14 protein-coding genes are annotated in these 21956 nt (G+C 68.2%); 6 read left to right on the forward strand and 8 right to left on the reverse strand.

Annotation, left to right across the window (positions count from 1 at the left end; genetic code table 11):
- Positions 1-122: 122 nt before the first annotated feature.
- The gene (locus K7C98_RS37050) at positions 123-5297 is read right to left on the reverse strand and encodes an AAA family ATPase (protein ID WP_224196609.1); all 5175 of its coding nucleotides are present in this window, start codon (positions 5295-5297) and stop codon (positions 123-125) included.
- Positions 5298-5393: 96 nt separating this feature from the next.
- Here K7C98_RS37050 and K7C98_RS37055 point away from each other — a divergent pair, with 96 nt between their 5' ends.
- Entirely contained in the window at positions 5394-6119 is a 726-nt protein-coding gene (locus K7C98_RS37055; RefSeq protein WP_224196610.1) for a gamma-glutamylcyclotransferase family protein, read from the forward strand.
- A gap of 79 nt (positions 6120-6198) precedes the next feature.
- Here the strand turns inward: K7C98_RS37055 and K7C98_RS37060 are convergent, their stop codons facing one another.
- A complete protein-coding gene (locus K7C98_RS37060; protein WP_224196611.1) occupies positions 6199-6948 on the reverse strand; it encodes a hypothetical protein in 750 nt (249 codons plus the stop codon).
- Between the two features lie 513 nt (positions 6949-7461).
- Here K7C98_RS37060 and K7C98_RS37065 point away from each other — a divergent pair.
- Entirely contained in the window at positions 7462-8370 is a 909-nt protein-coding gene (locus K7C98_RS37065; protein ID WP_224196612.1) for a hypothetical protein, read from the forward strand.
- A gap of 46 nt (positions 8371-8416) precedes the next feature.
- Here K7C98_RS37065 and K7C98_RS37070 read toward each other — a convergent pair whose 3' ends face one another.
- Both K7C98_RS37070 and K7C98_RS37075 read right to left on the reverse strand, forming a co-directional pair.
- Entirely contained in the window at positions 8417-9541 is a 1125-nt protein-coding gene (locus K7C98_RS37070; RefSeq protein WP_224196613.1) for a PAS domain-containing protein, read from the reverse strand.
- A gap of 326 nt (positions 9542-9867) precedes the next feature.
- Positions 9868-10164, reverse strand: a complete 297-nt coding sequence (locus tag K7C98_RS37075) for a DUF4215 domain-containing protein (protein WP_224196614.1) — start codon at positions 10162-10164, stop codon at positions 9868-9870.
- Positions 10165-10943: 779 nt separating this feature from the next.
- Here K7C98_RS37075 and K7C98_RS37080 point away from each other — a divergent pair.
- From K7C98_RS37080 to K7C98_RS37090, 3 genes are all read left to right on the forward strand, one after another.
- Entirely contained in the window at positions 10944-12104 is a 1161-nt protein-coding gene (locus K7C98_RS37080) for a hypothetical protein (RefSeq protein WP_224196615.1), read from the forward strand.
- 94 nt (positions 12105-12198) lie between these two features.
- On the forward strand, positions 12199-14013 hold the full coding sequence (locus K7C98_RS37085; protein ID WP_224196616.1) for a Z1 domain-containing protein: 1815 nt from the start codon (positions 12199-12201) through the stop codon (positions 14011-14013).
- A gap of 20 nt (positions 14014-14033) precedes the next feature.
- Positions 14034-15437, forward strand: coding sequence for a hypothetical protein (locus K7C98_RS37090; protein ID WP_224196617.1), 1404 nt, complete (start codon positions 14034-14036; stop codon positions 15435-15437).
- A gap of 34 nt (positions 15438-15471) precedes the next feature.
- Here the strand turns inward: K7C98_RS37090 and K7C98_RS37095 are convergent, their stop codons facing one another.
- Both K7C98_RS37095 and K7C98_RS37100 read right to left on the reverse strand, forming a co-directional pair.
- A complete protein-coding gene (locus tag K7C98_RS37095; RefSeq protein ID WP_224196618.1) occupies positions 15472-17205 on the reverse strand; it encodes a serine/threonine-protein kinase in 1734 nt (577 codons plus the stop codon).
- A 5-nt stretch (positions 17206-17210) separates the two neighbouring features.
- Entirely contained in the window at positions 17211-18044 is an 834-nt protein-coding gene (locus K7C98_RS37100) for a hypothetical protein (protein ID WP_224196619.1), read from the reverse strand.
- Between the two features lie 292 nt (positions 18045-18336).
- Between K7C98_RS37100 and K7C98_RS37105 the strand changes: the two genes are divergently transcribed.
- A complete protein-coding gene (locus K7C98_RS37105) occupies positions 18337-19833 on the forward strand; it encodes a hypothetical protein (protein ID WP_224196620.1) in 1497 nt (498 codons plus the stop codon).
- Here K7C98_RS37105 and K7C98_RS37110 read toward each other — a convergent pair.
- Both K7C98_RS37110 and K7C98_RS37115 read right to left on the reverse strand, forming a co-directional pair.
- A complete protein-coding gene (locus K7C98_RS37110; protein WP_224196621.1) occupies positions 19830-20879 on the reverse strand; it encodes a hypothetical protein in 1050 nt (349 codons plus the stop codon). The genes K7C98_RS37105 and K7C98_RS37110 overlap by 4 nt on opposite strands.
- 92 nt (positions 20880-20971) lie before the next feature.
- Positions 20972-21949 carry a DUF4265 domain-containing protein gene (locus K7C98_RS37115; RefSeq protein ID WP_224196622.1) on the reverse strand — a complete coding sequence of 326 codons (978 nt, stop codon included), beginning with the start codon at positions 21947-21949 and terminating at the stop codon, positions 20972-20974.
- Positions 21950-21956 lie beyond the last annotated feature (7 nt).

Below are 21956 nucleotides of genomic sequence, written 5' to 3' on the forward strand. Positions count from 1 at the left end.
CCGATGCGACGCGGCGAAGGGAGGCGGTCGCTCCGGCGGGTTCGCGCGGGGTATCAACATATGTCCGATCGGGCATCGGGCCCGATGGGCGAGGCGTTCCTGGCGGGCAAGCGCCGGCCTCGCTAGCGCACCGGGCCGACGACGAGCGGGAGCTCGATGGTGAAGGTCGAGCCGGCGCCCAGCTCGCTGACGACGGAGATCGAGCCGCCCATGAGCTGACAGAGGCGGCGGCAGATGGCGAGGCCGAGGCCCATGCCGCCGTACTTGCGCGTGGGCGAGTCGTCGGCCTGGCTGAAGGCGTCGAAGATCGTGGTGCTCTGCTGCTTGCTCATGCCGATGCCGGTGTCGGCGACCTCGACGAGCAGGCGGTCGCCGCGGCGGAGGACGCGGAGGTCGATGGTGCCGCGCTCCGTGAACCGGGCGGCGTTGCGCACGACGCTGCCGATGACCTGGACCAGCTTGGTGCGGTCGTTGACGACGTCGCCGAGCGCGGGGTCGAGGTGGGCCCGCAGGGTGGAGTGGTTGCGCTCGACCTCGGGGGTGTGGGCCTCGACGATCTCGCGCACGACGTCGGCGATCGAGAAGCTGCTGGCGGCGAGCACGAGGCGGCCCGACTCGAGCTGGGTGATGTCGAGGACGTCGGAGATGATGGCGAGCAGGCCGCGGCCGGCCCGCGAGATCTTGTCGAGGTCGCGGGCGATGACGTCGAGGCCGTCGTCGCCGGCCTCCTCGGCGAGCATCTCGGAGGCGCCGATGATCCAGTTGAGCGGGGTCCGCAGCTCGTGGCTCATGTTGAGCATGAAGCGGCTCTTGGCGACGCTGGCCTCCTCGGCCGAGCGGCGGGCCTCGTGCAGCGCGGTGAACATGCGCGCGTTCTCGATGCCGATCGCCAGCTGGGTGGTGAGGAGGCGCAAGATCTCGAGCCGGTGCGGGGTGAAGGCGCCCCAGATCGCGCGGTTCTCGAGGTAGAGCGCGCCGATCCGCTGGCCGCGGCTGAGCAGGGGGAAGCACGCGAGCGACAGCGGTCGCACGCGCAGGAGATAGCCGCCGAGGAGGCTGGGGTTGCTGTCGACGTCGTCGGGCAGGAGCACGCGACCGCTGCGCTGACACACGCGCAGGAGGCCGGCGGGGACGTCGGCCTCGCTGATCGGGAGGTCGTCGTGCAAAACGACGCCGTGCTCGGCGGAGTAACTGGCGACGAGCACGAGGCCGCCGCCGTGCGCGAGGGCGAGGGCGCCCCGCTCGGCGCCGGCGTTCTCGACGAGGATCGCCATGAACTTGCGCAGCAGGGCGGGGCGGTCGACCTCGACGGCGAAGGTCTCGGCGGCCTTGATCGCGCTCGAGAGGTCGAGGCGCGGGTCGACCGACGTGGCGGTGACGATCGAGGTCTCGAGCGACTCGCCGGCGGCGAGCGGCCTGGCGACGGCGCGCGGCAAGTAGGTGCGGAGCAACTCGCCGTGCACGGCCAGCAGCGCGTCGGCCCGCGGGACGGCGCCCCAGCGGCGCCACACGGCCTCGGCGTCGGCGAGCAAGCCGGCGGCGAGGCTGTCGCGGCCGCCGCGGACGTGAAAGGCGGCCGCGAGCTCGGCGGCGAGGGCCTCGGTGCCGAGGTGGCCGCCGCGGTGCGAGCCGGCGATCGCGGCGTCGTAGGCCGACATCGCGGCGAGGGCGTCACCGGCGAGGGCAAACCGCTCGGCGTCGATCAGCGCCAGCTTGTGGGCGAAGTTGTCCGGGCACGAGTCGGCCCACGCGGCGTAACGCGCCCGCAGCTCGTCGAGGCGCCGGCGCGCGGGCGCGGCCTCGTCGCCGCCGCGGCGGGCGATCGCGGCGTGGACGAGCGCGGCGTAGAAGGCGAGCTCGGTGGTGAGGTACCACGAGGAATTGAGGAGCCGCTGCTCGGCGGCGGCGATCCACCGCGTCGCCGCGTCGAGCTCGCCGTGCACGAGGCAGAGGTAGAGCTTGGCGATGCAGTACCACAGGGTGGCGAAGGTGAGGCGGTCGCGCTCGGCGGCGGCGAAGAAGGCGTCCTCGTCGAATTCGGGGCCGCCGAGGCTGGTCGGGCCGGCGGTCTCGCCCTGCAGGCAGGCGACGAGGCGCCGCACGACTCTCAGCGCGGCGGTCGAGGAGGCGACGCGGGTGCGCCGCATGAGGTGGAGGTACTCGTCGGTCTGGGCGGCGAGCGAACGCAGCGGGGCGCCGGCGCCGAACTGGACGATGGCGGAGTGCGAGCAGGCGTACGAGACGAAGATGTAGTCGCCGGTCTCGAGGCCGTGGTAACGCGCGCGCTCGAGGTACTCGAGGACCTCGGGCAGCGGGCGGTAGTAGTGGAGGATCGAGCCGAACACGAAGCTCAGGCGCGGGACCTGGTCGGCGTTGCCGAGGCGGTCGTTGACGACGAGCGCGGCCTCGCCGAACTCGTGGGCCAGGCGCACGGCCCCGCGCGAGGTGGTGAGGTAGAAGGCGTAGACGAGGTAGCCGTACGGCGAGGCGTCGGCGTGGCCGTGCTCGAGGCTGAGGTTGATCTGCTTGAGGCAGAGGTACTCGAACAGCGGCTGGCGGGTCAGCTGGGCCGGGGCGAGCAGGTCGGTGATCAGCTTGATGACGGAGCAGAACTCGGGGTCGGCGGCGCGCGGCCGATCGACGAGGGCGGCGATCGGGGCGTCGGTGAGGCGGCGCTGCAGGTCGGCGCGCTCGGCCTCGGCGGCGGCGCGCAGGGCGTCGTCGCCGTCGGGGACGTCGAGGCCGGCGAGGCGCAGGGCGGCGACGCCGGTGGTCAGCGCGTCGCCCGAGCGGCCGATCGTGACGTAGAGGACGACGCGCAGCGAGCGAGCCGCGAGGGCGTCGCGGCGCGAGGCGGCGCGCTCGAGCAGGACGTCGAACACCTGCTCGGCGCGGGCGAAGTCGCCGCACAGGTACTCGCACTCGGCGAGCTCGAGGTGGAGGGCGTGGATCAGGTGGTAGTGCGTGCGCCAGTGGGCCTCGCCGAGCAGGCCGGCGCCGACGCGCAAGAACCCGAGTGCGGCGTCGTGGGCGGTGGCGGCCTTGGCCCGGCGGCCGGCCTCGAGGTCGAGGGCGGCGAGCTCGAGCTGCTCGCCCGGGCCCTCGAGGTGCGCGCGACCGAGGTTGAGGTGCGAGACGGCGGCCGGCAGCTCGGAGCGGTCGCGCACGACCGCGGTCGCCAGCAGGTGGCGGCCGATAGCGAGGTGCACGCGCGGGAGCTCGTCGGCGTCGAGCAGCGAGTAGGCGGCCTGGCGCACGCGATCGTGCAGGAACCGCAGGCGCACGTTGGGCAGCTGGCCGCCGGCGCCGTAGGGGAGCAGGCGGTACTCGGGGTCGATCGGGACGACGAGGCCGCGCTGGATCGCCTCCCACAGCGCGGGTCCGATCGCGTCGGTCGGGCGGCCGGAGGCGGCGGCGAGGGTCTCGAGGTCGAAGCCGACGCCGATGCACGCGGCGCAGGTGAGCAGCGCGCGGACCTCGGGCCCGAGCTTGCGCACGCGGTCGAGCAGCAGCTCGGCGACGTCGTCGGGGATGCTGGCGGCGCGCAGCTCGGCGAGGTCCCAGGTCCAGCGCCCGAGCTCGGGCGAGAAGCGGATCAGCTCGTCGCCGTGGATCACGCGCAGGAACTCGCGCACGAACAGCGGGTTGCCCTCGGTGCGCTGGTGGATCTCCGCCGCGAGGTCGGCCACCGCGGCGGCCGGCTCGGCCAGCGCGTCGGCGACGATCGCCGCGACCTCGCCGCGGCCGAGCGGCGCCAGCTCGATGCGCTCGATCGTCGCGCCGACGGCGTCGAGCTCGGCGATGGCCTTGCGCAGCGGGTGGCCGACGTCGACCTCGTGGTCGCGATAGGCGCCGATGACGAGCACGTGGCGCAGGTCGTGGTCGTTCATCAGGGCGACGAGCAGGCGGATCGTGGCGCCGTCGGCCCACTGCAAGTCGTCGAGGAAGACCACGAGCGGGTGGTCGCGGTCGGCGAACACGCCGATGAAGCGCAGGACCGCGAGGTGCAGCCGGTTCTGCGCCTCGGCGGCCGAGACCGGCGGCGGCGGGGGTTGCTCGCCGACGACGTGCTGGAGGTCGGGCAGGGTGTCGACGAGCACGGCCGTCTGCGCGCCGAGGGCGTCGACGAGGCGCCGGCGCCAGCGCTCGACGTCGCCGGCGGTGCCCGCGAGCACGAGCTCGACCAGCTGGCGCAGGGTCTGCAGCAGCGAGGCGAACGGGTGGCGATTGTATTGATCGAACTTGCCGGCGATGAAGTTGCCGCGGCGGGCGACGATCGGCTGGTGGAGCTCGTGGACGAGGGCCGACTTGCCGGTGCCGGAGTAGCCGGAGATGAGGGCCAGCGCGCGCGCGCCGGCGGCCGCGAGCTCGAAGGCGGCGAGCAGGCGGGAGCGCTCGTCGGCGCGGCCGTAGAGGCGCTGCGGCAGGCGGAACTCGGCGCTGCGGCGCGGCCTGGGGGGGACGAGCTCGGGCGTCGCGTCGCCGCCGAGGGTGGAGCGCAGGTACTCGAGGTCGGCCCGGAGCGCGTGGGCGCTGCGGTAGCGCTCGTCGACGTTCTTGGCCATCAGCTTGAGGACGATGGCGGACAGCTCGCGGCCGATGCCGGGCTCGATGCTGTGAGGCTCGGGCGGGCTGCGGGCGAGGTGGGCGTGTACGAGCTCCATCGGGTCGCTCTGGGCGAACGGGCGCCGGCCGGTGAGCAGCTCGAAGAAGGTGACGCCGAGGGCGTAGAGGTCGGCGCGCTGATCGATGCCGCGGCCGACGCGGCCGGTCTGCTCGGGCGCCATGTAGGCGAGCGTGCCGACCAGGCGATCGGGCGCGGCGAGCGAGACCGACTCGGTGGCGAGCCGCGAGGCGATGGCGAAGTCGGTCAGCTTGACCTCGCCGGTGCGCGGGTTGAGGATGATGTTGGCCGGCTTGATGTCCTTGTGGATCACGCCGTGCTCGTGGATCGCCGCCAGCGCCTCGGTGACCTGCAGGGCGATGTTGAGGAAGCTGCCGACGCCGACCTTGGACGGGAAGCACTGCGTCAGCGACAGGCCGCCGAAGTCCTCGAACACGAGGAACGGCAGGCCGCGCTCCTCGAGCGCGAGCGCCTGGACGACGCCGCCGAGCTTGAGCCGCACGGCGACGTCGTACTCGTGGCGCAGCTCGGCGAGCCGCTGATGCGTCACGCCGTCGGTCCGCGGGACCTTGAGGATGACGAGGCGGCCGTCGGCGACTCGCGTGGCCCGGCGCACCTCCGACTTCATCCCCTCGTGGAGGACCTCGACGGTGATGTAACCGTGGAGCGACACCGGAAACATGATACACGCGCGGCGATCCGCGGTCAGCGGGCGCGGGGTGCACGATCGCGCTATGGGGCGTGGCGGCAAAACTGATAGCATCCGGCCGTGGTGGAACGGGGGGTGGCCGACACGACATCGCGATCCTCAGGAGATGTCTGGTACTTCGCCTACGGCTCCAACCTGCACCCGCAGAGGCGCGCGACGCGGGCCGAGTTGTCGCCGATTGCGCTGACGCCCGGGACGTTGTGCGGCTGGCGTCTGGTGTTCGATATGCCCGGGGTGCCGCCGGCGGAGCCGGCGATGGCCAGCATTCGTCGCGACCCCGGGAGCGAGGTCCACGGGCTACTGTTGCACCTGCGCGCCGTGGATTTCGCGGCGCTGATCGGCAGCGAGGGCGGCGACCGCTTCTACGTCCGCGAACAGGTCCGGGTGATCACCTACGACGGACGCGAGGTGCCCGCCGAGGTGTTCGTCGCGGCCCCCGGGCGCCGGCTCCAGCGCGAGCGGACGCCGTCGCGGCGCTACCTCGAGCTGATCCGCGAGGGCGCCCGCCTCAGCGCGCTGCGCCCCGAGTACTGCGCCTGGCTCGAGGCGCTGCCCCACGCGGAGGCCTCGCCGGCGGCGCGCTGGGCCTCCGACCTGTTCCTCGAGGTGTTCATGCGCGCCAGCCGGGGCTCGCTGCGCGAGCTGGCCCACGGCTGGCTCGCGGCGCTGCAGCGCACCGAGGAGCTCGCGGGCCTGCGGCGGCGCGTGGCCCAGGGGGTGCTGCTCGCGCCGGTGCTCGGGGTCGGGCTCGGGCTGCGCATGGGCGGCCGCACGCCGCGATCGTGACTGCCATCATTGAGGCGGACCGACGCTGCCGCGAATGACGGCGGCGCTGCCGTCATTCGCGGTCGTGGGTCGGGCGGCGTCACGTTCGCGTGAGACGGGCGCCGGCCTGGCTCGCGGCGTAGATCGCCGGGCGCATGGCCTGCAGCACGCCCACGGGCACCAGGCCCATCGCCGAGGTGCCGGGATTGAACTCGATCGCGTCGTCTTCGATCTCGAGCTGCTCGCGCAGTTCGACGGTGGCGAGCGGCCGCCAGGAGTCGTCGCCCAGGTCGGGCGCCTGCAGCTCGAGCTCCAGCTCGGCCTTGCCCTGCGCGACGGCGAGGGCGAGCCGCTGGCGGCGATCGGGGCCGGCCGGCGCAGGCTTGGGCGTGACGATCCGGAGGTAGACGCGACCGACGCCGGCGAGCCGGTACGGCACGAGGGTGTGGTAGCGGTTGTCGAGGAAATCACCGGTGTCCGTGGCCAGCGCGGCGACGGCGACGCCGAGCAGCGAGCCCGCGGTGACGAACAGCAGATCCTGGTCACCGGGCAGCAGGCGCGGAGTGACCTCCTTGTTGCCGCGGACCCGCAGCGCGATGCCGAGGATGTCGGGGCGGCGGCGCCCCGCCGGCCACGACCACACCGCGCCGCTGAGGCGCACGAGCGCGGTGCCGGCGAGCCGCTGCGCGAGCGGTTTGAGCAGGGTGTCCTTCGCGGTCGCCCGCACGTCGGCGCGATAGATCACTCCGTCGGGGTGGAAGATCGGGTCACGCCGGATCGCGCTGGCGAGGAACGCGATTGGCGCGAGCGACAGGCCCAGTGCACGTCCGATATATTCCTGGATACTCATGACTCTCCTCCGCGGGAGAACCATGCGACCGCGCCGGGCGTCCGCACGGTGCGAACTCGCCCGCGGGCTCTCTCTGCGGTGTACGTCGGGCTCCGTGGCGAGGAGGGTCGAGTGCACCGCGAGCGACGGACATGAACGCGGCGCAAGGCGAGGGCGGCGCTGCGTCGTGCGGCCCGCCCGCCCGGCTCCGACGAAATCGCGCGGGAGCTGCCCTGTCGACTGTCGACATTCATGCCAGCCCGATTCGGCTCGCCGCCGATGCGCTCGCCGAGCGCCTGGTAGAGCGGCCGCAGCGGAGCGGCGGCGGGTGGCCTTCATCGCGGAGACCTGGCGCGTCGCCCTGGCCCGGCCGAGCCCCTCGCGGGCATATACGACACAGAGAACGCCGACTGCGCGTCGCGCTGCTCGTGACGGCGAAGCTGCGGCGGCGCGCGGGCGCAGCGACGGCTCCGCGCTCGCCGGCGGGCGGATGCATTTGCGCCCGGGCGGCCGCATGCGCTATCGTCGCGGGACATGGCTCCGTCCGGCGAAGTGCTGCGCTATCTCGATCAGGTGGTCGATTGTTACGACCCCGAGATCGGGCTGACGCTGCCGGAGCAGATCGCGTGGCTGGTGTCGGTCTCCCAGCTGCCGCCCGGTGATTGGGCCGACGAGCCGGAGGCGACGTGGTTGCGCCTGCTCGCGGCGCTGCTGCGCGATCGCGGGGCGCCGCGGGTGCGCGCGCTGATCCTCCACGATTGCAGCGAGTACACGGTCGACGGCTGCGACATCCCGTTCGAGGACTGCGACCCGCTGCCGCTGCTGCGCCGGCACGCGGGGCGGCTCGCGAGGCTCGAGCGGCTGCACGTCGGCGTGTTCCCGGCCGTGCTGCCGCCGACGAGCGGGTTCTGCCAGGGCGTCGGGCCGGCGCTGGCGGGCCTGCCGGCGCTGCAATGGTTGCACCTGGTGGGCGAGCGCGGCTGGGAGCTGCTGCCGCCGGGCGGCCACCCCGGGCTGCGCACGTTGCTGATGCACGTGACCGAGCCGGACGACGATCCGCTGGCGGTCCTGGTGGAGGCGCGGTTCCCGGCGCTGGAGCGGCTCGACCTGTGGCTCGGGCCCGCCGTGGTCGACGGCCGCGACGAGGGGGCGCTGGGCGCGGCGCTGGCGAGCGAGCGGTTCGCGGGGCTGCGCGAGCTGGCCCTGCGCGGGCTCGAGTCGGGCGAATTGCTGGCCGAGCTGGCGCAGCAGCGCGACCTCGGCGGGGTGCAGGCGCTGGCGGTGACGCACGGGCCGGCGCTCGCCGACGAGGCGCTGGCCGAGCTGCTGGCGGCGCCGTGGCTGGCGCGGCTCGCTCGCCTCGACCTGCGCGGGACGGGGGCGTCGGCCGAGCTGGCGGCGGAGCTGGCGGCGCGCGGGCCCGAGGTCGTGCGCGAGCGCTGAGTGCGAGAGGACATGTCCGGATGGACATGTCTTCGAGGCCCGGCGATTACGCGTGACGGACATCGCCGGAGGCGGCGAGGCAGTGGCTCAGGGCCTGGCGCAGGGTCGCGTGGACGACGAAGCCGCGCAGGTCGACGCCGAGGGTGACGATGGTCTGGGCGATGCCGGGGTGGATGCCGGTGAGGATGCCCTCGGCGCCGAGCAGCCGGGCGGCGCGGATCATCGCCAGCAGGTGGTTCGCGGTCGCGGTGTCGACGACCTCGATGCCGGTGAGATCGAGGATGGCGAAGCGGGCGCGCAGGCGACCGATGCTCTGCAGCAGGCTGTCCATGATCTCGCCGGTGCGCATGCTGTCGACGAGGCCGATGATCGGCATGACGAGCACGCCCTCCCACACCTCGATGATCGGGGTGGAGAGCTCGCGGATCACCCGCTGCTGGCGCTCGATCAGGTCGAGCTTGGTCCGCAGCTCGCGCTCGCTCGCGTGGGCCTCGGTGACGTCGAGCGACATGCTCACCATCGCCGCGCGGCTGGCGACGGGGGCCGGGATGTGCCAGCTGTCCCACCAGCGGCCGAGGGATTCGACGGTCATGCGCGTGGGGACGCCGGCGAGGCCGCGGCGGATGAACTCCAGCGAGTCGGAATTGTCCTTGAACATCTCGAGCGGGTTCTTGCCGATCATCTGCTCCGGGGTCATCGCGGTGGCGGCGAGGCCCTGGCCGCCGACGTAGACGTAGGTGCCGTCGGCCGCGTAGGCGCAGACGACCACCGGCAGGTTGTCGACGAGGACGCGCAGCATGACGTGCTCGAGCTCGCTCTCCCGGGCGGCGGCGGCCCGCGTGGTGATGTCGGCGCCGTAGCAGACGACGTGCGCGACGCCGTCGCCGGCGCGCGCGGGCGCGACGGTCCACTCGAAGGTGCGGCCGTCGGCGTGGACCAGCCACACCGGGGCGGCGTCGTCCCGGTCGGTCCAGAGGTCGCGCCAGTCGCCGCCGGCGAGCGGCACGAGGTCGGCGATGCTGCGGCCGCCCGCGTGCGCCGGGGCGTGGCCGAATTGCTGCTCGGCGCGGTGATTCCATTCGCAGACCCGCAGCTCGCGGTCGAAGCCGACGAGCACGAAGGGGACGCGGTGAGTCGCCGTCGACCCCCCATCTTCACGAGGCGTGTGCATGACGACAGTGAAGCACGCCCGACGGCGATTGTCTGCAGTCCGCGAAACGAGTGGCAGAGGGGTCCACACGCCGGTGCAGTCGATGAACACGGGCACGTCGGAGAATCACCGATCAACCGTCGCGACGATGCCCGCCGAATCGCAACAGTGCGGGCGACGGGCTGATTCGCGGGCGAAGTATCGACGAGAGGGTGCCTAGCACGCGCGGCGGGGTGGTGCACCTGAAGAGGCATTCATGCGCGGCGCGCCGCGTGCGGCTCGTCGTCGAGCGCGCGCGGGGGGGTTGATTCTTGACTACTCTTAACTTGCGCCGTGGGTGGGCGTGGTCAGCCGTCGAGCGTGCAGGTCGCCGAGCAGCCGTCGCCGCCGACGTTGTTGCCGTCGTCGCACTGCTCGCCGTTCTGCGGCTGGACGATGCCGTCGCCGCACAGACCCTGGCCCTCGAGCGTGCAATTGGCGGTGCAGCCGTCGCCGTCCTGGCCGTTGCCGTCGTCGCACTCCTCGCCGGGGTGGAGGACGCCGTCGCCGCAGGCGCCCTGGCCCTCGAGCAGGCAGGTGGTGGCGCAGCCGTCGCCGTCGATGGCGTTGCCGTTGCTGTCTACATGGCCCGCTAACGGGCCCAATTCTCGCGTAAACGGCACTTTGATCCGCCGGTTCGAGAAATCGAACCAGGAACGACCCAAATTCGTCCCGTGGAGGGAGATCGCGTTTTCGCTCGATGCGCCGTATTTTCTATCGCCGAGCGGCCTGGCCGCGCGGCCGTGCGGCCGCCGCAGCACCCTTCAGTGAGGGATGCCCATTCCCCAGGCGGCCCCAGTAGGCGCCTCAAAAGCATGCGCGCCTCTGAGCAGCACCTGCCCCTTCGGTCAGCTCAACCACCGTCACGATCGCTGGCTCATCCCCCAGCTCGCTAGAGTAGTTTCAGGCGCTGCACTCGGAGCGACCTGCCTGGCGCAGACTGGACCTTGCCCTTGCGCTGCGCGCTGTACGGCAGCGTTGGGGTGCGCGGACCGACCGCGGCATCGACGGACGCGACCAGCACGCCACCCACGACTGGAACTTCGTTGGTCCAGGGTCCAGCGCGAACTTCGCTGGCGCAGAAGGTCGCCTCGATCGCAGCGTGGCAGTCAAGCATCGAGCCTGCTCCAACTCTCGTCCGCGCGTTCGCCCATGGCAACGGCACTAGCGGTGCGTGGTCCGGGAGAAAGTCGAACCCGAGGAGCCGGCATCGTCGAGCGGTGCTCCTGCGTCCGGCCGGTCGCTTCGACCACGGCCCTCGTCCGCGCGTTTGTGTTACCCTCCCAAGCGCCCCGACGCCGTCAGCCCAACGCCCATGGCAACTCAGCGAAAGACCATCCGAGAGATTCTAGGCCGCGAGTCTGTGCACCCGTTTCCCGCACGCATGGCGCCAGATATCGCGCTCGACAACCTTGCGCCGTCCCCGAAGCCTCTTCGCGTCCTGGACCCTATGATGGGTTCCGGCACGGTTCTCGCTGTTGCTCGTTCCCGCGGCCATAAAGCCCATGGTATCGACATCGATCCGCTCGCAGTTCTACTGTCACGGGTATGGACATCGAACGTCGAAGGCGATGACGTTAGGCTAAAGGCGAAGGAGGTACTTCGACGTGCGATGCGCTTACATCCTGGCATGCGCGCCGACACTGCCTTTCCTCCAGACGCGGATCGCGAGACCATCGATTTCCTAAGATACTGGTTTGATGCGCGTGCCCGCAAACAACTGTTTTGCTTGGCAACCGCAATCCGGGGCGTTCGTTCAGTTCTGGTACGCGACGCTCTTTGGTGCGCGTTCTCGCGACTGATCATCACAAAACAAGCGGGGTGCTCTCTTGCATTGGACCTTTCGCACAGTCGGCCACATAAGGCTTTTACTGTTGCGCCGTCTGTTCCGTTCGAACGCTTTTTAAGTGCCGTGGAGCGAGTCGTTCAGGGGATCGTTGTCCCAGTCGTTACCAAGGCGCCTCATTCAACTCCACGCCACGGTGACGCTCGAAAGCTTCCGTTCAGCAGAGAGACAATCGACCTCGTCCTGACATCTCCTCCCTACTTGAATGCAATCGATTACATGCGCTGTAGCAAGTTCACACTCGTTTGGATGGGGCACCGCCTAGTCGATCTGCGGAACTTGCGTTCTGTCAGCATCGGAAGCGAGGCTACAAGAACGGGCATCGAACAGGACAAATTTATCCTCGACGTCATTTCCAAACTTTCGCTCTCTCCACCCCTTAGTCGTCGGCACAACGCGATGCTGGCGCGATATACAGACGACATGCGAAAGTCTGTTGGGGAGGTAGCGCGAGTCTTGGTGAAGGGCGGGAAGGCCATCTACGTGATCGGCGAGAACACGATTCGTGGGACGTACATCGGTACGTCAGAGATTCTTCGTGCGGTCGCGGAGTTCGCGGGTCTGGAACTTAGCGAGAGAAGCGACCGGGAGTTGCCCCCCAACAGACGCTACCTGCCCCCGCCGCAAAGTCATCAAACACGGGAACACCTCGATGCGCGCATGCGCCGCGAGGTTGTTCTCACCTTCCAGAAATCCTAGCTTGAGAAACCTCCGTTCTGCTCGACCCACCAGGAAGTGCTTTATGACACAACTCCCGAACTCGTCGTCCGTGAACATTAGGGAATTAATTGCCATGGCCATGAAGCAAAATGGCCGCTATTCGAAGCAACTCGAGCGTCTCCAGGGTCAAAAGCCGCCCGTGGACACCAAGCAGATCGAGGATGCTGTGGCTGGCACGATGCGCAACCTTGCCAGTTCTAGAAGCGCGTCGTTCGTTATCTACGGCGAGCCGCAAAGCGGCAAGACGGAGATGATGATCTGCCTTACGGCGAAGCTGCTCGATAACGGCCATAAAGTCATCGTCCATTTGATGAACGACAGCGTGGACCTGCTCGCGCAGAACCTCAAGCGGTTCAAGCAAAGCGGGCTGTCGCCTGCGGCGAAGGTCCTGTCAGAATTGCCGACGACCACCTCCCTGCCGAGCGAGATGGTCGTTTTTTGCAAGAAGAACTCAAAGGATCTGGAGAAGTTGATCAGACGGCTGGCGAATGCCGGGATCACTCAGGTCATCGTAATCGATGATGAAGCCGACTTCGCCACGCCGAACGCGAAGATCAATCAGGGCAAGATCACGAAGATCAACCAGCACGTCGCTACCCTCTTGGGCACAGACGGCATCTACATCGGTGTTACGGCCACCCCCGCCCGGCTCGACTTGAACAACACGTTCAACAACAAGACGGAACTGTGGGTCCAGTTCAAGCCTCATGCCAACTACACGGGATGGGAGGTGTTCTTCCCGCTCAAGATGTCGCGGGTCCAATACCGCCTGACCCGGCTGGGGCAGGGTGGGAGCGCTGCCGACGCTACGGCTGCTCTCGTCCGGTTCTTGGTGACCGCGAGTTACCTAAACACGCATACGGATAAGGGCGAGCAGAACTGGACCATGCTAGTCCATACTAGCGGGAAGAAAGCGGACCACAAGGAAGATCAGAAGACCATCGAAGAGGCTGTGGACGCACTTCAGGACCCCATGAGCCCCGCATTCGCTGCGCTCATGGCCGTGATCGGGGAAGAGGCCGCGAAGCTCTATCCGGCCGCCGATGTGCATACTGTTGCTAGCTATGTCGTCTTGAATCGGCAGAGGATTAGTCTCACTGTCCTCAACAGCGAGCGTGAGCGGCTTGGTGAGAACGCCACCGACCCCACGTCGCCGTTCACGATCATCATTGGCGGAAACATCGTGTCTCGTGGGGTGACGTTCCCGAACTTACTCTCGATGTTCTTCACGCGCGACGTGACGACGAAGTTGCAGCAAGACACATACATTCAGCGTGCCCGTATGTTTGGAGCCCGGGGTGGCTACCTCAAGCATTTTGAGCTGACGATCCCTACCACTCTGTACGCGGACTGGCGAAAGTGTTTCATCTTCCATAAACTCGCCCTAGAGACGATCAACAGTGACCTAGGTGCCCCGGTGTGGCTCGCAGGCAGAAGGGTCACCGTCGCGGCGAGCGCCAGCATCGACCGCTCCACGGTCACCCTCGATAGAGGTGAAATGGCATTCAAAGTGTTCGACTGGGATCCGCGCATCGACACGATCATCAAGGGCGACCAGACCGGCGTGGACACGCTATCAAAGCTCCGGACGGCCGTCGGGCCAGAGGCCCTACCTCAGTTCCTGATCGACTACATCCAGACTATCGAGCCCAACGGCCCCGGCTCACTCGCCATCCACGTGTCCCTAAACATCGACGGATACCGGGACGCCGACAAGACCCAGATCACCCGTGCTAAGGGCTTCATCGGCACTAATGACCTGGAGCGGCACAAGTTCCCGTCCGCCGCGCACCACATCAAGGTCTATCGGAGTGAGGGCACCGGCAAGGCGCGCGTATTCTACAAGTTCACCGAGGACAGCGTGCATTTCGTGCAGAATAGGGCATAAGCTGGCGGACGAGATCTACCATGGCAACGAACGCCATCGGCGCGGTTCTTGTTATCGATCCCGCTCTGCACGGGCGCATCGAACGCGCGCTGAGGGTCAATCGGACCTATACGACCATCGTCACATTTGACGGCCCGCGACGCATGCTTGCAGTCGCGTTCTTTGCAGGGACCATCCTCTTCGCCGCGATACTGCAGTCCACTGGCCATGGAGTGACGGGCGGGCGCCGGATACGAGTCCACTCGACTGTGCCTTTGAACATCCCTGCGGCAGCGATTTCACGTCATTTCGAAAGGATGAGAACCGCGGACGCCAGTAAGATCATGGCTTCACTGGCGCAGGAAGGCATCCTCACAGGCTCGTCATGGTCCCTCTTTTGGGAATACCTTAAATCCTGCTCGACCGCTCGACGCGACCTCGAGGAATTGGAGCGCAAGGTCAAAGCTACTGATGAGCCTCAGGACACTCAAGCAAAAGAAGTATACCGCCTCGAACGTGATGCTTTGGGCTTAGCTAGCGAACTGAGCGGGTTGGATCGGCGGTCGATTCTCGCAAAGATTCCATCGACCCTTCCGGATGAGCCAAATCCAGCAGTCTTGAAATTTGCTCAGAAGGCAGCGATCGAAGATGCATATATTTCTTATGATGTGACAAAATTCCCAGGGCTCGATTGCTTGCGTGAGAGCCCTTCTGGTGTTGCCACGTTCACTAACAAGACGGGCGAGCAACTCCACGTCGTCAACGTAAACCGCACACGACGGGAGACGACGACAGGTGTTGATCTCATATATCTGGCGGACTCGTTCGAGTCGGCGATATTTGTCCAGTATAAACTGTTCAATATTAACAACGACCCCAGAGTCAAGAGCCCGAAGGCCGCGTATCGTCTGGTCGACCGAGACAAGGATCAATGCAAGAAAATGCTGGCCGTGCAAAGCGTTCTGCACGCGCGAGGAGACAGAATGGACGTGCGGGACTATCGGCTGGGGCCTGAGTGCGTGTTCTACAAACTTTGCCATCGTTGCGAACCGGATACCCCGTCCGATCTGGTGCCCGGTATCTATTTCTCAGTCGAGCATTGGCGGAGGCTGCTTGAAGATCCTCGCACTGCTAGCCCCCGAGGGGCTGAGGTAATAGGCTACGAGACGTCGGACCGTTACCTTAGCAATACGGAGTTTGTTGCCCTCGTCCGTGGGGGCTGGATCGGCGCTCGAGATACGGCGGTGGAGCGGCTCGAACACATAATCGAGTCCCTGTTGGAGGACAACCGATCCGTCACGATCGCCCGCAAGTCCCGTCGCGCGCCGAACGTCTCGTCCGAACTGTTCAATGTCATTGATGCGGGGGGTACAGAGGAGTTCCAGCTTCGGGTGCCCGACCCAGACTCGGGCCGAAATTCTGGCAGAAAACGGAAGAAGCCATGACCGAGTACGCGAACGCGTCGGCTTTCGCCGACGTTCAAAGCAGGAACTTCAACACGCCGTCGGGGCCGAGCGCCGCGGTCTTGGCATAGTCGGCGACGCAGCGGCCGAACGTGCCCTGGACGCTGCGACCGTTGAATGTCGCGTCGACCGAGCCGTTGGCGAGGCGTTTGATCACGACCGCGGCGTTGGCGAGGACGCCGTCCGGATTGCACTCGAGGATGCTGCGGCGGGCCTTGCGGATGAGTCGTTGCTCGGCGGTCACCTGCACGCGGTGCCGCGCCTGCTGGCCTACCACTTGGCTGTTGACGCTCGTCATGGTGGCTGACGCGGTCGAGGGCTCGAGCGGCGCGGGTGTCGGGGGGGACGCGGCCGGTGCTTCCTCCGGCGGCGCGGGGGGAGGTAGTTCGGGCTCTTGCGCCAAGGGTTGGGGCACCACCGGCTGGGCCGGACCGCTCGCGGGCGGATGCACCTCGAGGTCGCGGCGTGGCGGCTCGCTGTTCATCGCTGCGAGCGTTGCGGTGGAGGGCTGGGTAGCGAGGAGCAAGCCGCCGACCAGCAAGCCGCCGATGATCGCCCCGCCCGCTCCGATGACTGCTGCGGGCCGCAGCACGCGACGACGGGTCGCCGCCTCGGCGTCAGCCTCGACCTCGGCGAGCGCGGCGCGGATGGCCGCGGCCATCTCCTCCGCGCTGGCGAACCGCACGCTGACGTCGCTGAGCGCGCGCAGCACGATTGCGTCCACGGCCTCGGGGATGTCGTAGCCGGGCGCGAGGACGCGGAGCGGCGGCACGGCGAGGTTTCCGAAGCTGCGGCCGTAGTCGATCATTTCGAGGCCGGTCAGCAGCTCGAACATCAGGACGCCGACGCTGTATACGTCCATGCGTGGGTCCGGGGGGCAGCCCGCGAGGGTCTCCGGGGCGACGTAGCTGTGCATGCCGTAGATGGTGCGCGTCGGCTCGGGTGCCTGCGTGATGCGCCGGCCGGGCATGACTGCGGCGAACCCGACGTCGATCACGACCGTGAAGTCGTCGCGCGACTCGTCGACGAGGATGTTCGAGGAGTGCAGGTCGCGGTGGACGATGCCGCTCTTGTGCAGCACGGCGAGCGCTTCCAGCACCTGCAGGATGATCCGACACAAGCGCTGCCAGGGCAGCGGCGTCGACGACACCGGGCCGCTGTTGCCGGCGAGCATGACTGCGGCGAACCCGACGTCGATCACGACCGTGAAGTCGTCGCGCGACTCGTCGACGAGGATGTTCGAGGAGTGCAGGTCGCGGTGGACGATGCCGCTCTTGTGCAGCACGGCGAGCGCTTCCAGCACCTGCAGGATGATCCGACACAAGCGCTGCCAGGGCAGCGGCGTCGACGACACCGGGCCGCTGTTGCCGGCGAGGTGGCGGAGCGGCTTGCCCTCGGCGAAGTTGAACACGGTGTAGGTCGCGCCGCGGACCTCGCCGAGATCGATGGCCTGGATGAGGTGCGGGCAGTTGTGCCGCGCGGCGATCCGCCCCTCCTGACCGAAGAAGTCGCGCAGGGGTTCGTAGAGGTCGCGGCGCAGCACCTTGACCGCCAGCCGGGCGCCGGTCTTCTCATGGCGCGCCTCGTAGACGCTGGCGGTGGCGCCGGCGCCGATCCGGCGGATGAGCTTGTAGCGCTTGTTGAGGATCTTGCCGGTCCGGTCGGTGTCCTCGGCGAACTCGGTGGTGAAGACCGCGAGCTCCGGGTCGGGGGCTTGCTGCGGCGGGTACCAGACGGCCTTGGTCTTCATGACGATCAGAACCGGAGCGAGAGGTGGCCGCCGGCGGGCCATACGACGGGGGCAATGGAGAGCCGTTGCCCGCGACGACGGTGCGCGTCCACGGCGAGCAGGACGATGCTGGTGACGATGGCCGCACCGGAGGTGATCGCGGTGCCGACCGCGAGCCGGTTGGCGCGGGTGCCGAGGCCATCGAGACGATCCGCGAGGGCGTGACCTTCGGGTCCTACGGGTTCTGGCGCGTTCGTCAGCCTGTCGCGCTCGTCCCTGATGCGCGCGCCGTAGGCGAGCGCTCCAGCCGCGACGAGCCCGAGAGCAATGCCGGTGCCCAGGGTCACGCCGCCGGCGATCCGTAGGCCGCTGCCCGGCGTCGGTGGCGGCGCTTCCTGCTGTGGCTGCGGCCGCAGGACGACCGGCAAGAGGTCTTCCTGCCTGGGCAATGGCTCGACCACCGGCTCGCTGCACTTTTGATCACCGCGTCGGGCCGCGAGCTCGGCGAGATCCTTCTGCGCGTCCTGGCGGTCGTCGGGACGCGCCTCGGCGGGTAGGCGCGCGTCGAGGTAGGCGAGGTATTCGGTGAGCAGCTCCTCGCCGGCGCAGAGGAACACGATGTCGTTCGTCGCCTCGAAGGCTTCCAGGTAGGTGTTGTAGCCGTCGAATACGATGAGCGAGCGGGCGTTGAGCGGGGGCTCGCGCGTGTCGTCGGGGAGCGCGTCGTAGGCGGCCCGGCAGTGCGGGGCAGCCTCGGCGAGCTTGCCGGCGTCGCGCAGCTCGACGCAGGTTCGGTGCTCGCGGCGGGAGATGCTCTCCTCACTCGCGCGAGCTGGTCGCGACGGTCCGAGCACCGTCATGCTGCAGCACGCGATGATGCAGAGTCGCCGGCCAGGGGGATGCGCAGCGGCCACGGCGTCACCGTATCTCGACCCTCCGCGACTGACAAGGACGAGGAGCTCTGCTATCTTCGCGGGCGTCATGGCCGTGTGCTCGAGGTGGGTCTTCGGGGGCGTCGCACTCGCGCAAATTTTGACGGGTTGCTACCAACGGAGCCCATGGGGGCCCTGCGCGCTCGGCCTGTGCCAGGACGAGACCGACAGCACCGAAGGCGGCGAGCCGGAGACTACGGGGACCAGTGCCCCCAGCGTCATGACGACGACGCTCGACGAGCCCACGCCTGGCGAGCCTACCGCCGGTGAAACGGCGAGTAGCTCCGCCACCGAGCCGGGCGAGGCGCTGCCTCCGACGATCTCGGACATGAAGGTCGCGCCCAAGCTGCTGGAATCGGCGGGGTTGATCACGGTGGAGGTGGAGGTCGAGCACGCCGACGTGGTGACCATCACCGTCGACGGAGGCGAGCCGGTGGCGCTCGCGTCGGTGAGCGACACGCTGTTCACCGGCGACATCGCGGTGTTCGGCGAGTCGTGGAACGGCGATCACGTGGTCGAGGCGATCGCTGCGCGGGACGCGGAGACGAGCGAGCCGCGGACGGACACGTTCACGGTGGTGGCGCCAGCCGCCGGCGGAGAGTTGTGGCTGAAGAAGAGCCCGCTCGTGCCGAGCTACGGCAACGCAGTCGACGTCGACGACCAGGGCGACGTGCTGGAGCTGTTCACGCACGCGACGCCGCAGGGCCAGGAGTGTTTCCTCCGCCGGCGCGACGACAAGGGCGTGCCCGTGTGGATCGGTGACTCGCGCTGGATCGCCCAGGGGTCTGACTGCGTCGGCGAGGACGTCAGGTTCGCCCCGGACGGGACGATCTGGGTGCTCGTGAACGTCTACGAAAACGGCTTCGGGCGCTGGCAGCTCTGGCACCTAGACGACGAGGGGCTGCCGCTCGGGCAGACGCCGGAGGACGGCAGCTTGACGCACCTGGGCCGCGGGCTCGACGTGAACGACGCCGGCGACGTGCTGCTGTGCGGGACCTGGCCGGCGACGCAGGCCGATGACGACGCGTGGGTCCGGCTGCAACGCGCGGTCGGCGAGCCGTGGACCGTACCGTGGGACTACCGCTCGCCCTTCGAGCCAGACAAAGAGCACCAGTTTAGCGAGCGGACGCGGGACTGCGCGTTCGTCGAAGACCGGATCGTGGTCGTCGGCGAGGCATGGGGTGCGCACCAACAGGGCAACCAGGAGGGCCAGAACCGCGGGTTCTCCGTGGAGTTCAGCTTCTCAGCAATGACCCTCGCCGAGGTTGTCAACCCAGGAACACCCGCATGGCACAGCGGACATCTGGCCGTGGCGGCCGACGAACTCGGCGGATACGTGACGGCGGGCTACAACTGCGGCGCGATGATCACTCCTTGCAACGACACCAGAGGTGGCTTGCGTTGGTTTGCCCTGGGGGCAACGGAGGTCGACATGAAAGCCATGCCGGAGGCGCGACGGGTCATGGACGTGGCGCGAAGCCCATCGGGATATGTCGTCGCCGCGGCGGAAGGGCTGCAAGCGGACGAGGGGTTTATCGTGCAAGGCTGGTTCAGCGGCGCAACCGATCCGGTCGTGAACTACACGGGCGCCAAGACCAAGCTGCAGGTGGCTACAGGGATCGCGGCGGATCCGGTCGGGTTCATCCTCGCAGGCGGGTACTACCAGGAAGCTGACGACACCCTCGCCGCGGGGATCGTGAAGCTGCACCCCTACTAACCCGGCACGAACGAGTTGCAGGTCTCGATGGCCAGGGCCGCGGCGTCCTTGAAGATCGAGCCGTAGTCGGGGCTCGTCAGAAGCTCGAGCATGCTGTGCGGGAACTCGGGGACCATCCGGCACAGACGGTAGTCGGGGTCGGTCAGGCCGGTGCAGTCGTCGGTGAGCGCGAGCATCACGATCGCGTCCAAGTCGCCGCCCTTGCGCTCGACGACGGCCTGCATCCACTCCTGCCAGGTGCCAGTCGAGCCTCCCGGAAGGCCGGTGGTGTCGCCGGGCCCGATGATGGTGACCATGAGGAGCGCGTCGTCACGGACAAAACCCTCGTTGCACCCGCCGACCTTGTTCAGCTTGGGGCTCATCGCGGCAACGAGCGCGTTGCCGATTTGGTTGTAGCCGACCGTCCCGACGCGCGCGAGGCACTCGAAGGTGGCAGGGATGTCGGGCGTGTCGGCGGTGATGTAGCGGCGCGGACCATCAAGGCACGGGGTGTTGGTGGTGTACTGGCCGACGTTCATCACAACGCCCGCACCCATCGTCGTGTCGCAAGTGGTCGGCCAGTAGTCGCACGGGTAGTCGGGCGCTTCCACGCACGGGTCGGGGCAGTCGTCGTCGCACGCGGGCGAGCCCCACTCCGGCTCTGTGTCCGTGACGAGGACCTGCACGTCGAATTCGCTGAACTGGCTCTGGATCGTCTCGATGAACTGCGGGAACGCGGCGATGAGCTTGTCCTGGTGCGGCTTCATGAAGCCGTGGCGCGAGATGATGAAGAGGAAGTCGATCTTCCCCTGGCAGCCCACCGGCGGCCCCGTGTCGAAGTCCGGCGGGAGACCCATGTCCCACATCATCGTGGTCGAGCTCGACGCCGCGGCGCTCGAGTCCGAGTCGCCGCCCGAGCCGGCGATCGAGCTGGTCGACGAGCTGCCGGAGCCGCTGGTGCTCGTGTCGCCGCTGGTCGTCGACGCGGGGGCCGTCGTGATCGGCGGCGTCGTGAAGCCGGTCGTGTTGTCGGCCGGCTCGTTGCAGGCGACGAGACCCGCGAGCATGAGCGCCGAACCTGGACGCGCGGAAGGCACAGTCCAGCCTAGCGCGCGTCGAGGGCATCGCCAAGCCTTGGCGTCTTGGGGGCCAAACGGCGTCACCGACCGCCCCCGTGGCATAGAACGGCCTCCTCGAAGCCCCAGCGCTCTTGCTGTTCTCCGGCGACCAGGCGGTCGCGAAGTGGTCCGTAGTCCACGTGCGCGGGAATGTTGACCGCGACGAGCCGACCCAACGCCTCGGTGTCGCACCCTAGTTCCTCGAGCATGCGCCGGACGTTGTCGACGTTCTCCGCACTTTTCACGATGATGCGGATCACGCTGTTGCCGGATTCGTGGAGTAGCGCGTCAAAGAACAGCTCGCCGTCCCCTTCCTTCACGGAGACGATGTCGCCACGAGCCGCGTCGTAGCTGTAAAAGGGGATGTTGGCGATTTGGTACGTGCCATCCGCGCGAGGGATCGCCCACAGGCTCTCGCGCTGAAAGTCGGGATAGCCGTCCTCGTCGGGCACCAGCCGAAAGATGACGGGGCATTGGCCCGCCGTTGTAGGCCCGGCGGCATGCCGCACGGTGAGGAACCGCTCGGGGCTCGAGTCCAAGTCGCGGGACGAATCCTCGATAAAGCGACGAGCTTGTCGCGCGTTGGCTTGCGCCGCGTCGTGGTCCGCGCGCCAACAGCCGGTCTCCCAATCCCAGACTCCATCGGCGCCGCCCTTCTCCAAGAGATCGGCAACTCGCTCGAGGTCAGCACCTCGTGGAGCGTCCACCGCGTAGAGTCGTTTTTTTGCCTGCTCCCAGGTGCATCCGAGCGCCTGCAAAGGCTTCCAGTAACGTTCAAACATCGCCGGATCGGTGTCCTCGCGGAGCATGAGCCGGAACGTGGATGAACCGCTGGGCTGAACGACCTCGACGAACTCCAGCATCCCATCCGCCGCCGGACGAGCACGGACGACATCCTCGAAGCTGACCCCGTACATGAACCACGGGGAGTTGCGCAGCTTGTACTGACCATCGCCCAGATCTTCGGCCCACAGGCTCTCTGGAGACTGGTCGTCCGGGTAGAACAACACCTTGACCATGCGCTCG

The organism is Nannocystis pusilla (assembly GCF_020073745.1).
In the GTDB taxonomy this organism is placed as follows: domain Bacteria; phylum Myxococcota_A; class Polyangia; order Nannocystales; family Nannocystaceae; genus Nannocystis; species Nannocystis radixulma.

What these genes read in the sequence shown, in the direction of transcription:
- K7C98_RS37085 (WP_224196616.1), top strand. Translation starts at nt 12,199, where the DNA reads ATGGCCATGAAGCAAAATGGCCGCTATTCGAAGCAACTCGAGCGTCTC.
- K7C98_RS37065 (WP_224196612.1), top strand. Translation starts at nt 7,462, where the DNA reads ATGGCTCCGTCCGGCGAAGTGCTGCGCTATCTCGATCAGGTGGTCGAT.
- K7C98_RS37090 (WP_224196617.1), top strand. Translation starts at nt 14,034, where the DNA reads ATGGCAACGAACGCCATCGGCGCGGTTCTTGTTATCGATCCCGCTCTG.
- K7C98_RS37080 (WP_224196615.1), top strand. Translation starts at nt 10,944, where the DNA reads ATGGCGCCAGATATCGCGCTCGACAACCTTGCGCCGTCCCCGAAGCCT.
- K7C98_RS37110 (WP_224196621.1), bottom strand. Translation starts at nt 20,879, where the DNA reads ATGCTCGCGGGTCTCGTCGCCTGCAACGAGCCGGCCGACAACACGACC.
- K7C98_RS37105 (WP_224196620.1), top strand. Translation starts at nt 18,337, where the DNA reads ATGACGACGACGCTCGACGAGCCCACGCCTGGCGAGCCTACCGCCGGT.
- K7C98_RS37060 (WP_224196611.1), bottom strand. Translation starts at nt 6,948, where the DNA reads ATGAGTATCCAGGAATATATCGGACGTGCACTGGGCCTGTCGCTCGCG.
- K7C98_RS37100 (WP_224196619.1), bottom strand. Translation starts at nt 18,044, where the DNA reads ATGACGGTGCTCGGACCGTCGCGACCAGCTCGCGCGAGTGAGGAGAGC.
- K7C98_RS37115 (WP_224196622.1), bottom strand. Translation starts at nt 21,949, where the DNA reads ATGGTCAAGGTGTTGTTCTACCCGGACGACCAGTCTCCAGAGAGCCTG.
- K7C98_RS37095 (WP_224196618.1), bottom strand. Translation starts at nt 17,205, where the DNA reads ATGAAGACCAAGGCCGTCTGGTACCCGCCGCAGCAAGCCCCCGACCCG.
- K7C98_RS37070 (WP_224196613.1), bottom strand. Translation starts at nt 9,541, where the DNA reads ATGCACACGCCTCGTGAAGATGGGGGGTCGACGGCGACTCACCGCGTC.